11 protein-coding genes and 1 tRNA gene are annotated in these 12,282 nt (G+C 60.0%); 10 read left to right on the forward strand and 2 right to left on the reverse strand.

Annotated features, from left to right (window positions below; all coding sequences use genetic code 11):
• Nucleotides 1-215 precede the first annotated feature (215 nt).
• Complete coding sequence (locus tag FJ319_13470) at nt 216-989, forward strand: hypothetical protein (GenBank protein ID MBM3935282.1); 774 nt, start codon at nt 216-218, stop codon at nt 987-989.
• 145 nt (nt 990-1,134) lie between these two features.
• Here the strand turns inward: FJ319_13470 and FJ319_13475 are convergent, their stop codons facing one another.
• Together FJ319_13475 and FJ319_13480 are read right to left on the reverse strand one after the other, a co-directional pair.
• Nucleotides 1,135-1,593: a response regulator gene (locus FJ319_13475; GenBank protein MBM3935283.1), complete on the reverse strand. Its 459-nt coding sequence runs from the start codon at nt 1,591-1,593 to the stop codon at nt 1,135-1,137.
• Nucleotides 1,594-1,714: 121 nt separating this feature from the next.
• Nucleotides 1,715-2,734: an SMP-30/gluconolactonase/LRE family protein gene (locus tag FJ319_13480; GenBank protein ID MBM3935284.1), complete on the reverse strand. Its 1,020-nt coding sequence runs from the start codon at nt 2,732-2,734 to the stop codon at nt 1,715-1,717.
• Between the two features lie 228 nt (nt 2,735-2,962).
• Here FJ319_13480 and FJ319_13485 point away from each other — a divergent pair, with 228 nt between their 5' ends.
• The 9 genes from FJ319_13485 to FJ319_13525 all read left to right on the forward strand — a co-directional run.
• Complete coding sequence (locus FJ319_13485) at nt 2,963-3,391, forward strand: hypothetical protein (protein MBM3935285.1); 429 nt, start codon at nt 2,963-2,965, stop codon at nt 3,389-3,391.
• Between the two features lie 534 nt (nt 3,392-3,925).
• Entirely contained in the window at nt 3,926-6,172 is a 2,247-nt protein-coding gene (locus tag FJ319_13490) for a hypothetical protein (protein MBM3935286.1), read from the forward strand.
• A gap of 213 nt (nt 6,173-6,385) precedes the next feature.
• A complete protein-coding gene (locus FJ319_13495) occupies nt 6,386-7,777 on the forward strand; it encodes a DUF1800 domain-containing protein (protein ID MBM3935287.1) in 1,392 nt (463 codons plus the stop codon).
• Nucleotides 7,778-8,004: 227 nt separating this feature from the next.
• Nucleotides 8,005-8,466 (forward strand): VOC family protein, encoded by a 462-nt coding sequence (locus FJ319_13500; GenBank protein ID MBM3935288.1) that lies wholly within the window; start codon nt 8,005-8,007, stop codon nt 8,464-8,466.
• A gap of 24 nt (nt 8,467-8,490) precedes the next feature.
• Nucleotides 8,491-8,826, forward strand: coding sequence for a four helix bundle protein (locus tag FJ319_13505; GenBank protein MBM3935289.1), 336 nt, complete (start codon nt 8,491-8,493; stop codon nt 8,824-8,826).
• Between the two features lie 84 nt (nt 8,827-8,910).
• Nucleotides 8,911-9,969 (forward strand): 6-bladed beta-propeller, encoded by a 1,059-nt coding sequence (locus FJ319_13510; protein MBM3935290.1) that lies wholly within the window; start codon nt 8,911-8,913, stop codon nt 9,967-9,969.
• Between the two features lie 362 nt (nt 9,970-10,331).
• A complete protein-coding gene (locus tag FJ319_13515) occupies nt 10,332-10,538 on the forward strand; it encodes a DUF2277 domain-containing protein (GenBank protein MBM3935291.1) in 207 nt (68 codons plus the stop codon).
• A gap of 118 nt (nt 10,539-10,656) precedes the next feature.
• Nucleotides 10,657-10,731, forward strand: a tRNA-Thr gene (locus FJ319_13520).
• A 100-nt stretch (nt 10,732-10,831) separates the two neighbouring features.
• Nucleotides 10,832-12,282 (forward strand): DEAD/DEAH box helicase (locus FJ319_13525; protein MBM3935292.1); only part of this gene is annotated, 1,451 nt, incomplete at its 3' end.

Here is a 12,282-nt window from a genome sequence, read left to right on the forward strand (position 1 = left end):
TCTCCTCGCCCAAGGATCGAAAGCCGGGTCCAGATCACCCTTGGAGATCGAGACTGATTCAACCAAAACCAGTCGTACTGACAAAATCACTGAGCAGTAAGACTGACAAAGTCATTGAGCATTGACACACCCAACACCCTCTCTTTACAAAATCCCCCGAAAGGAATAGGCTTCCCAAGGGCAAAACGCCCTCACAGAAGCACAAGGAGACCCCAGTGAAGAACAAGCTCAAGGAAAAACTAAAGGCAGGCAAGCAGGTAGTCGGCTTCTGCCCGTACCTGGATAACCTCCAGGTCACCAGCGCAATCGCCGACATGGATGCCTACGACTACGTTCTCATTGACACGCAGCACGGCAACGTGGCGGTCGAGGCCCTGCGCCGCATGATCATCGGCGTGGGCAAGAACCACGACATCATCGTTCGCGTCGTCTTCAACGAGCCCTTCCTCATCAACCAGGCGCTGGACATGGGCGCTGACGGCGTTATCGTCCCGCTCACCAACACCGCGGACGATGTCCGCCGCGCGGTGCAGGCCGCCAAGTACCCGCCCAAGGGCTTCCGAAGCTGGGGCCCCCACGGCCTGGCAAAGTACGGCGGCGCCGAGGCCTACGCGAACACAGCGAACGACGAGGTTATCGTGTGGCCGCAGATCGAATCGAAGGAGGCCGTCGAGAACATCGACGCTATCCTGAAGGTTGAAGGCGTGGACGGCATCATGATCGGCCCCGCTGACCTGGGCCTGACCTACGGCTTCAAGCCGCACGAGGGCAACGAGCAGCGCGACAAGATCATCCAGCACGTCATGGACCGCTGCATCGCCAACAAGGTCCCCTGGGGCATGTTCAGCGCCACCATCGAGCAGACCGAGAAGTGGTTCGCCAAGGGCGGCAAGATCGGGACCGTGGGCAGCGACCTCGGCATCATCTTGGGCGGCATGGCCGACACGAACAAGAAGGTAGCGGCCATGAAGGCCCGCCTGAACAAGTAGTAGCGGCCCAAGGACGGCACGTCATACAACGCATGAGGCCCGGGAATTTCCCGGGCCTCATGGTATTTACACTCTGGGACGATCTTCGGTCTTCACGCCCCGTCCCCTCTTAATTCAGTATTCACTATTCCAAATTCACTATTCCTCACGCGCCCGCTCCCATTATCGGTCGGCTGTCCAGCAACGCACGCGCCATCTTGAGCAGGTCTTCCGCTCTGAAACCCACCCCCAGGTTGCCATCCGCCATCGGCTCCCTGCCGCCGTTCGACACCACCACGATTCGCGCCCGCGCGCCCAGCGCATCGCGCAGGCTCTCGTGCACGCGCGAGCCGTCGGGAGTGGGCAACGACGGGTCCACCAGCACCATGTCCGGCCTCACCTGTCGGGCGCACTCCAGCGCCAGTCGGCCGTCGTTGGAGGTATGCACCACGTAGCGGGGGTCTTCCCGCAGCGCTCGAACGGCGCGCGCCAGGACGGATACGTCGCCCGCCGCCACAAGGATGTTCCATGGCCCGTTCACCCAGGACCGCGACGCCTGCGGCGAGAGCGCTGCCGCCCCTGCCGTCTCAACCCTTCGCGACCTTCGACCGAACAGCGTGAGCATCCCGTCACCTCCGTGGCCACGGCGTACCGACTAGTCAATTACGACGCCTTACCACGAGTCTACCCCCGAAAATGCACTTCGTAAACTATTCTGGAGGCCCTTAATTCACCATTCACTATTCTCAATTCACTATTCTGATCCTTGACCGATACTCCTCCCTACCCTTTATCCCCAGGTTTAGCCGGAACGTCGCCCCGGCCATCGGCCCGGTGCCCGGCTTCTGGTGGCCGCCGGCGGATGTCAAGAACATGTCAGTGAGGTCATCGCCGCCGAAGATCACGCTCGTCATCTGCTTCGCCGGGAACTTGATGCGCATCGCCTCGCGGCCGTCCGGCGTGTAGCGGTACAGCGCCCAGTCGTCCCATCGCGCCGACCAGATGAAGCCCTCCTCGTCGATCGTCATGCCGTCCATGTACCCCGTCTCCGGCGTGTTCGTGATGAACGGGCGCTGGTTGCTGATCGCGCCTGTATCCACGTCGTAGTCGAACGCCCAGATCGTGTAGGCATAGGAGTCCGTGTAGCACATCGTCTTCAGGTCCGCTGTGAACGCCAGCCCATTCGAGCACTTCACCGTCCTGGCGACCTTGTGTATCGAGCCGTCCGTATCCAGCCGGTAGAGGTTGCCATGGCCCAGGATGCGCTGCGTGGGCGAGCTTCCCACCGTCCCGGCGAACACGCGCCCGGCGGGGTCAGCGATGACATCGTTAAAGCCGGCGTTCTCCTCCCCCGGCAGGCTCTCGTACAGGTACGTCAGCTTCCCATCCTTCCACCGCGCAATCGCCCCCTTGTCCATAAACAGCAGCAGCGACCCATCCTCCTGGAACGTAAACCCGCCCACATACTTCCCCTCCAATACCCGCTCACTCACCCCCGGCAGCCTAACTCCCGTTCCTATTCTTTCCTCTCCCTTGACGGGAGAGGATGTCGCGCCAGCGACAGGTGAGGGTGCGGCTGCTCCCCTCCCCTTCCCCCTCTGGCCGACTGCCGACTGCCGACTGCCGACTGCCGGCTCCCACCTGTACATCCCAAACCCCGGCGCGTCCGTCCAGTACAGCCGCTTCTCATCCGGGTGCCACAGCGGGTTCTCCCCGCACACGCACGCGTGGTCCGCAATCACTTCCGGCGTAATAATGAGCCCCATGGTCGCGCCCTCCAGTGGACAGCATTTTGCCGCAAAGTATACTCTATGGCGCAGTATCCGGGCTTGCGTAAGTCTTCCGCACGCCGTAGAATAACCGCCTCTACTACAAGTTCTACCCGGACATTGGCACAAGCGGCAAATACCTGTGCATCGTCGTGAAGAAGCTGAATGGCGAGGCCTATATTTCCACCGCCTACGTCACACGGATCAAGAACGAGGACCGATAACATGACGCCCGAAAGGCTAACTGTAAGGTATAGCGCCGACGTTGATTTCCTGGAGCTCCATTGGGGTCCGGGACGGGGGACATTCGAGCCGACGGACGACGACCGTGTCCTCGTCGAGGTCGACCATGCCGGCCGGGCCGTCGGTGCGATGGTCCAGGGCACGCGCCTCGCCACGCCAGACAGCGTCATTGATGTGGCGCTCGAGCCTTCCACAGAGCCCCGCCTCATCCCCGCGCGCATCGCCGCCGCGCGCCTCGGCATCTCGGACCGCCGCATCCTGCAACTCATCTCGGAGGGCCGAGTCCACGGCGCGGAAAAGCTCGGCCGCGACTGGTTTGTCCCCGAGGACGTCCAGATCACCCCCGGCGCCCGCGGCCGCCCCGGCGTCGCCAAACGCCTCACCGCCGCGAGAGAGAACAAAGCGGAGTAAGACTTGGCTCAGCCGAGAGCCACATACCTCGCGACGGGCATATTTTCACGCGCGCCGGATTAGTTTACAATTCATTGGTAGCCTGTTAACTAATCCGCTGTTTCTTCCAAATTTTCCGCGGAGAGGGAAAGCTATGGGAAAGGTGCCAGAAACGCAGCCAAACGAGGACTTCATCGATCGTTGGCTACGCACGTCCCTCGCGAATCAAGACCTCGACTCCGGGCTGTTGAAGCTCATTAACGAACACAGAATCGGGACCAACCTTCAGGAGGACAAGCTGATACAGAGGCTTTTGAAGTCCCAATCATCCGGAGGAATCGATAATGCGGGTTAGCAGCATCGAAATATCAGGCTTCAGGGGGATCCGGAAGCCCCTTACTCTAGATTTTACCAATCAGAATCACTTCAATCAGCCTCTATGGAAGGAACTGTACAGGCAAGAGTTCCATAACAGATGCTTGGGAATGGCTGTTCGCTGGAAAGATATTCCATCTTGCTAGGTAAGGCGCCGGCGAGACCGCGAATCCCAACCTCTTGGCACAAGGCGAAACAACCCGCATCATCGTCAAATTCGACGATGACACGATTCAGCCACTCGTCTTTACTTACGACCCCGCGAGGGTCACTCGCCCCAAGATAAACGGTGACCTGTCATTACTCAGAGCGAGTGCACCCGATCAATGTCATATTCGTTACGAAGATTTGAATCGTTTTGTGTACTTGACAAAGGCGGACAGATTTGACGAACTGGCGCGTATGATGGGCTTCCAAGCCCAAGCTGAATTCCAGAAGGCGCTTAAGAGGCTACTTAGGAATTTCAGCGAGAAACTGGGTACCCTGTCGGACGAGGTTGAGAAACGGCGCTCTGAAACAGCTAATTATGTCTTTGGTACACCATCCGCTTCTGTTACCGATGAAAGTGTGTTGGGCGTCGTGAATGGGCGGCTTTCTTCCATCGGCATTCCAGAAATTGTCACTTATGGTGAAATTCGAAACGCCATATCGGAACTGAAATCTAAGGTGGAAAAGGACGGCCTGGCCAAAGAACTCGCCGTGGCGGAAAGAATCCGTGACTCGGTTCAGGAACTGAACGTGTCAGACGGTATTGGCCCGGCAGTTAAGTTATTTCTCACTAAGTTGAATGAGTTCGCAGAGGCCCGGAACAACTCTTTGTCATTCTTGTTGATGGACCTTTACCAAAAAGCAAGTGCTGTGCTGAATGATGCAGAGTTCCAACAACTCTCCACGAAGGATCACTGTCCACTGTGTGACCAAAGGTATGACGGCAAACTAATTGACCACGTCCAAGCAAAATTAAACGCGCTTACAATCCTGAAGCAATTGATTGACCAGTCAGAATCGGCAAGATTTGCTGCGCTAGAGCTCGTATTGGAAATGGAACGCAAGTTCACAAAGATACATGCATTAGAACAAGATCGCGCCGTTGTTTCATTAGGGGAGGTGGACGCTTTCGCGAAAGCGATTGTGGAATCGAGGAACGTACTTAGCGAACTGAAGCAACGGTTACAAATAACCACGCAACGAGTCAAAGATGCGGATCACGGACGCCTTGAGCGTTCGATAGAAGACTTCATCAGTGCCGGCAAGAATCTTATTGTCCATAGAGTCTCGGCTGCCGCAGCACTGTACTCTCGTCTCCAAGCATTGAGCAGCGATGAACCACGGAGACGCTTAGTTGAGGCTTATCGTTTTGTTGACAGGGGGATGGAGCTCTACGATCAACTCAAAAGGGCCAGAGAAGAGGAGGCCAGCGCAGTCAACACCTCTGCCAAACTGACCAATATTGTTAACAACTTTGTGAAGGAAAGCATTGCTGACGTCCAATTGAGGTTTGATGCCATTTCCTCCAATGTAGCTCGATATTTCGCTATCCTTGAGAATTCGACACCTGATGTCGAGAAACCATCCTTGACCCTTTTGGCAGATGAAGATCGCGCCGTCATTCTCCAAATTCAGTTCCTTCAGAAGCCTATTGCGAATGCTTATACTTACCTGAGCATTTCCCAACTCAATAGCTTCGGACTCGCCGTGTTCTTGGCTTCCGTCCGATTCTTGAACACCGATTTCAAATTCTTGATACTAGACGATATTGTCAACAGCTTCGATGCCTACAAACGCCCTCAAGTGGCGTCTTTGCTTAAGGACGAGTTTGGCGACTTCCAAATCCTGCTTTTAACCCACGATCAATACTGGGCAGACAACCTCGTCCGTTCCTTCCCTTCATGGAACCATCTAAGGTTCGCTGGATTCAACAGATTGAGCGGTGCTATCGAAGAGCGGAATATAAGTTCTGTCGGAGAAATTCAGTCTGAAATAGACCGCGTTAATGCTCCGATGGCCGGGGCAGCCCTCGGCCCGATGATGGAGCTTCGCCTACAAGAGATCTGCGAATCCTGCCAAGCTCAGGTAACTTATAATCGAAAGAATGAGTACACTCTCGCCACGCTAATAGCACAGGTGAGAGCAAGACTACACGACAAGTTAGGTGAAGATCACGCTGCAGTCCTGGCGATTTCACAGATGGAAGAGCATCAAGCATTCAGAAACTATTGTTCTCATTGGAAGAATCCTGCAAGCCCGATTACGGCACATGAAGTTCAAACAGTCTTAAACCTTTGGAAGGTCTTTGAAGCCACGCTTTTGTGCCCCAAGTGCTCTTGTTATGTGACTTATGCAGACTCTAGCAAATCCTTCAAATGCTCTTGCGGAATCTTGTCGTTAACAAAACAGGTGGTGGCCCAAGGAGGGAGTGCTGGTTAGGACCGGGTACGCGGCAGGATGGCCAAGAAGGAAACCGCGTTTGCCACACAGGTGTCTAGTAGATTACTAAGTTATTAGTCGAGGGGAGCCATTGTGCATCCCCGTCATTCTTGGTTGGTCCCCCATCCCTTGACACCAGCGCGCGCGCGTCCTACATTGCTGGTGTCCGGCCCAGCACCCAGAACCCAGCACCCAACACCCCCGGAGGTTCCCATGCCCACCCAGGACCTCGGGCTATACGCCCACCTTATGCGGCGTGCGGGCTTCGGATACCGCACCGGCGACCTGGAAAAGATGGCCGAGCGCGGGTACGAGCAGTGCGTCGAGGACCTCCTCCATCCGGAGCGCTTCCCGGATATCGATATCGACCTTCTCGAGCGCTTCTACGGCACCGGCTATAACGGATGGAACTACCAGTGGTGGCACCGCATGCTCAACGGCCGGCGCCAGCTTGAGGAGAAGATGACTCTCTTCTGGCACTGGGTCTTCGCCACCAGCAACGTCAAGGCCGGCCACGTCATGACCGCCCAGGCCCAGATCGATATGTTCCGCCGCAACGCCATGGTCGACTTCCGCACCATCCTCATCCAGCTCTCCAAGGACCCCGCCATGATCTACTGGCTGGACAACCAGGAGAACCTCAAGGACAACATCAACGAGAACTACGGCCGCGAGCTCCTGGAGCTCTTCTCGATGGGCGTCGGCAACTACACGGAGGAGGACGTGAAGGCCGCCGCGGACGCCTTCACCGGTTGGACCTTCGCCACGCCGATCCCGCAGGACGCCGGCAGCCGTCACGGCGGCTACAACACGCACTTCGTCTACCGGCCGGACCAGCACAAGGACACCGTCAAGAGCTTCATGGGCGAGACCGGCCGCTTCAACGGCGAGGACATCGTCGATATCGTCGCCCGCCAGCCCGCCACGGCGCGCTTCCTCGCCCGCCGCCTGTGGTGCTGGTTCGTCGAGGACGAGCCGCCCGTCTCCGCGTGGAACGAAAAGCCGCCCTTGGACCCGCAGGCGATCGAGATGCTCGCCCAGGTCTACTTCGAGTCCGGCGGACAGATGCGCCCCATTCTCCGCGCGCTCTTTAACTCCGACGCCTTCAAGCAGGCCCGCTTCCGCCGCGTCAAGAGCCCGGTGGAGCTCGTCGTCAGCGTCCTCAAGCTCGTCGGCACCTACACGGACGCCGACCCCGAAATGACATACCACCTGGGCACGCACGATATGGGCCAGGGCCTCCTCAACCCGCCCACCGTGGAGGGCTGGCCCAACGGCATGGGCTGGATCGACGGCGGCACCCTCAACTCCCGCGTCAACTACGCCGTGGATGAGGTCGCGGACGCCTCCAAGCCCGGCATCCAGAAGATCGCCAACCTCTTCGCGAAGGAAGGGCCCGTCCCGCCCGAGCACTTCGTGGACCGCTGCCTCGACCTGCTCGGCCCCGCGCCCCTCTCGCCGGAGACGCGCCACGGCCTGCTGGCCTACGCCGCCCGCTCCGGCACGCTGGACTTCGCCAACCCTGCCACGCGCAAGGACAGCGAGGCCCGCCTTGTCCGCATGCTCCAGCTAATCGTCTCCGCCCGCGAATACCAGCTGTGCTAAGGAGGGAACGGTGGCATTGGGAAAGAGGTCGTTTCCCGGGAGTCCAGAGGGCGAAGCCCTTTGGTAGGGTACGTGACGAAGTCCCGTGGTCGTGTTTCTATTTCCCCTTCCAGCGAAGCTAGGAAGGGGCCAGGGGATGGTCCGTAGTCCTCCCCAAGTGCTACGGTACCACCCAGCAGGCAGGCTGGCGCCGGACGCCCGCCGACAACTAAACCAGGGAGTCTCACTTGCCCAAGATCACAACGTTCTTCATGTTCGACAACCAGGCCGAAGAGGCCATGAAGCTCTACACCTCCATCTTCAAGAACTCCAGGGTCGTCAGCACCTCGCCCGGCCCGGGCGGCACCGTCGCGGGCGGGACTTTCATACTCGACGGCGTGGAGTTCTCCTGCTACAACGCAGGCGCGCCGGACTATTTCAAGATCGGCATGGGCATTTCCATATCCGTGAGCTGCGACACCCAGGCCGAGATAGACAAGTACTGGGAAGCGCTCTCCGCCGGCGGCGAGAAGCAGATGTGCGGCTGGGTCAAAGACAAGGTCGGCGTCTCCTGGCAAATCGTCCCATCCATCCTCGGTCAGCTCCTCTTCGACAAGGACCCGGCCAAGGCCAAGCGCGCCATAGACGCCATGCTCAAGATGCAAAAGCTGGACATCCAGAAGCTCAAAGACGCGCACGCGGGAAGATAGCGAATAGTGAATGTTGAATAGTGAATTGAAGAGCCCTTTCTCTTCGCTACGCGGATCATCAACCTGTGCAGGGCACTGGAGCGCGACCCCGGAGTAAGCCGAATCCTCGCAGCCCAGGTGCTGCGCTCCGGCACGTCCATTGGCGCAAACATCGAGGAAGGGCAGGCCGGCCAGAGCCGGGCCGACTTTCTTGGCAAACTATCAATTGCGTGCAAAGAGGCCCGTGAGACTCACTATTGGCTCAGGCTCCTGGCGGCATCGGACACTGTTCCGAAAGATACCTTATCCGACCTGATCGCTGAGGCAAACGAGATTGTGGCAATCTTGACTTCCATAGTGAAAAGAACGCGGAGCCATTGATCAGCCCTGTTGGTTATTCCGTTACGGTTTCCCGGCTCTCAATTCACTATTCACTATTCAAAATTCACTATTCAGGAGTCCCCCATGCCCCGCCCTTACGCCATACTTCGCGCAGGCTTCCCTTACGACCGCACCATCGGCGAGTCGCGCCGCTTCCGCATCCCGCGTGACCTGGCCATCCACAAGGACGGCCGCATCTTCGTCTTCACCAACGGCAGCAGCTACGGCAAGGGCTTCTACGGCCCCATCTCCGTCACCAACCTGGAAGACGAGCCCCTCGGCAGCTTCGGGTGGCAGAGCCTCCGCTCTCCCGTCCCTCCGGCGGCCTTCATGTGGGGCACGCAGGTGGTCCTGGACAACGAGCAGAACACCCTGATCTTCGTCGACGCTGCCGCCGCGAAGGTCTCCTTCTTCAACGTCGACGGACCGTATCTGGGCCGATGGGGCGAGGAAGGCAGCGCGCCCGGGAAGCTCAAAAAGCCCTCCAGCATCGCTGTCGACGGCGACGACAACGTCTGGGTGGTCGATTCCGGCAACCACCGCGTCCAGCGCTTCACCCGCGACGGCCGCCTGCTGATGTCCTTCGGCGCATTCGGCACGGCGCCCGGCCAGTTCAACATGCCCTGGGGCATCCACATCGACAAGGAGTACCAGGAAGTCTACGTCGCAGACTGGCGCAACGACCGCGTCCAGGTCTTCGACTTCACCGGCAAGTTCCTCTGGACCTTTGGCTCCTCCGGCAGCGGCAACGGCCAGTTCAACCGCCCGTCCGGCATCGCAGTCGACTCCGACGGCGACATCTACGTCGCCGACTTCGGCAACAACCGCGTGCAGCTCTTCGACCGCACCGGCCGCTACGTCCAGAAGTTCCACGGCGATGCCACCATGTCCCGCTCCGTCCGCAAGCGCCTCCTCCAGAACGCCGCCGCCAAGCAGCACCGCATGCGGGACGACGCGGTGGAATACGTTGAGCAGGAGAAGCTCTTCACCCACCCGCGCTCCGTCCGCGTGGACCACCGCGGCTACATGTACGTCCCGGACACAGAGCACTGGCGCGTCCAGATCTACCGCAAAGAGTCCTACCTCCTGGACGAGACCCAGGTCCTGCCCCCATTCAAAGTGCCCACCCTCAACGCGAACTGAGGGGCGAAGAGGTCAACTGCAGAGATCGTAAAGGAAAGGGTTCTGGGTGCTGCATTCCGGGTCCTGGGTTCCAGGCGCAAGATTATGGGTTCCGGGGAACACCGGGGAAGTAGCCTTGTTTCTCCCCCTCAGGGGGAGATGTCAGCGCTCTGGCTGACAGAGATGGTGTCGGCTGTTCGCTCCTGGGCCCCAATCCCTTCTCGCCCTTGAGGGAGAGATGTCACGGCTCTGCGTGACAGTGAGGGTGGGCCACTGCATACCACACAAGACGCCTCGCGCACGGGACGCCTCTTTCCCGTTCCCGTCCATCTGCCGTACCCTATACCCAGTACCCCGTACCCTGTCCCCCACCGAGGCTTCCCATGTGCCGCAGCATCAAGGTCCTTCGCACTCTTGAACCTCCCGCCACGAGCGAGGAGGTCCAGGCCGCCGCCCTCCAGTACGTCCGCAAGATCAGCGGCTACCGCAAGCCCTCCCGTGTCAACCAGAAGGCCTTCGACGCCGCCGTCCGCCAGATAACCGCTGCCTCCCATCGCCTCCTTGCCGCCATGGAGCACGGGACCGGATAAGACAGAGGTGTGAGGCGTTGGGTGTTAGGTGTTAGTTGAACCAACACCCAACCCCTAACACCTAACACCGGCTGTTGCCGTACCCCGTACCCCGTACCCTGTGCTATCCTTTATACGCGCCGACGTAGCTCAGTGGCAGAGCAGCGGTTTTGTAAACCGCCGGTCGTCAGTTCAATCCTGACCGTCGGCTCCACCCACCGACAGCACAACGAAGCCGCTCGCGAGCACATCGGAGCGGCTTCGTCTTCGATTCACTATTCACTATTCCCAATTCACTATTCCCGAAAGGCCCCATGCCCTCCTTCCAAGACCTCAACCTGAGCCCCACCACCCTCTCCGCCCTCGAGGAGATGGGCTTCACCGAGCCCACGCCCGTCCAGCTCCGCGCCGTCCCACCCATGCTCCAGGGCCGCGACGTGATCGCGCAGGCCCAGACCGGCACCGGCAAGACCGCGGCGTTCGGCATACCAATCGTCGAAAGGGTGGATGGAGGCCTGCGAAAAGTCCAGGCGCTCGTCCTTGCCCCCACGCGGGAGCTGGCGATGCAGATATCCACGCAGCTTGCAGCCATCGGCAAGCACATGGGCATCAGCGTCGTCACCGTTTACGGCGGCCAGTCGTACGAAACGCAGATTCGCGCCATCAAGCGCGGCCCCCAGGTCGTCGTCGCCACCCCGGGGCGGCTAATCGACCTGCTCGACCAGAAGATCTTCGCGCTCGATGCGCTGAAGATGCTCGTCCTGGACGAGGCGGACGAGATGCTGAACATGGGCTTCCTGGAGGAAGTCGAGACGATTCTCAAGCAGATGCCGTCCGACCGGCAGACGGCGCTCTTCTCCGCCACTATGCCGCAGGACATCGTCCGCCTCAGCGCCGCCTACATGCGCGACCCCAAGCGCGTCATTCTCAGCAGGTCGGGCGATGCGACAAGCGTCGCCACCGTGGAGCACCGCTTCTACGAGGTCCTCCCTGAGCACAAGGTGGAAGCGCTCTTTCGCCTCCTGGACACCGAGCACATCCAGCTTGGAATGGTCTTCTGCAACACCCGCGTCATGGCGGCCGAGCTGGCGGACGAGGTGCAGGCCCGCGGCTACCGCGCCCTGGCCCTCCACGGCGAGATGACGCAGGCCCATCGCGAGACCGTCATGCGGGCCACGCGCGGCGGCCAGATCAAGATACTCGTCGCCACGGACGTGGCCGCGCGCGGCATAGATATCCCTGAGGTATCGCACGTCATCAACTTCGACCCGCCCATGAAGCCGGAGGACTACGTCAACCGCATCGGCCGCACCGGCCGCGCCGGCCGCACGGGGGTCGCCCTCAACCTCATCACGCCGCGCCAGTACGGATACCTCCGCGCCATCGAGAGCATCACCCGCTCCCCCATGGCCCGCCGCGAGATACCGTCCGTGAGCGAGGCGATGGAGTTCGAGCGCGCCGCCATCGCGGACAGTCTCGAAGAGATACTGCAGACCGACGCGTGGAAAGACTACCGCGCCGTCATACGCCGCCTGACCAACGACTACGACCCATTCGACGTTGCAGCCGCCGCGCTTGCCCATGGCCTCGGCCCCGTCAAGCACCGCGTGGAGATTCCCGCTCCGCCGCGACCAGAGCCCCGTCGCTCCACTCGCCCGCAAGGCGGCGCCTCCCGCGGGGGCCCCGGCCCCCGCCGCAACAGCGCCTCCCGCGGCGCGCCGGACCGGCCCTACAGCCGTCCTGCCGGCGGCGCGAAGGGCCGCCA

The sequence above is a fragment of the SAR202 cluster bacterium genome (assembly GCA_016872355.1).
Lineage (GTDB): Bacteria > Chloroflexota > Dehalococcoidia > Lucifugimonadales > VGZY01 > VGZY01.

Coding starts and splice junctions, on each gene's coding strand:
- FJ319_13480 (MBM3935284.1), bottom strand. CDS start 2,734: ATGGGGCTCATTATTACGCCGGAAGTGATTGCGGACCACGCGTGCGTG.
- FJ319_13510 (MBM3935290.1), top strand. CDS start 8,911: ATGCCCCGCCCTTACGCCATACTTCGCGCAGGCTTCCCTTACGACCGC.
- FJ319_13515 (MBM3935291.1), top strand. CDS start 10,332: ATGTGCCGCAGCATCAAGGTCCTTCGCACTCTTGAACCTCCCGCCACG.
- FJ319_13475 (MBM3935283.1), bottom strand. CDS start 1,593: ATGCTCACGCTGTTCGGTCGAAGGTCGCGAAGGGTTGAGACGGCAGGG.
- FJ319_13495 (MBM3935287.1), top strand. CDS start 6,386: ATGCCCACCCAGGACCTCGGGCTATACGCCCACCTTATGCGGCGTGCG.
- FJ319_13485 (MBM3935285.1), top strand. CDS start 2,963: ATGACGCCCGAAAGGCTAACTGTAAGGTATAGCGCCGACGTTGATTTC.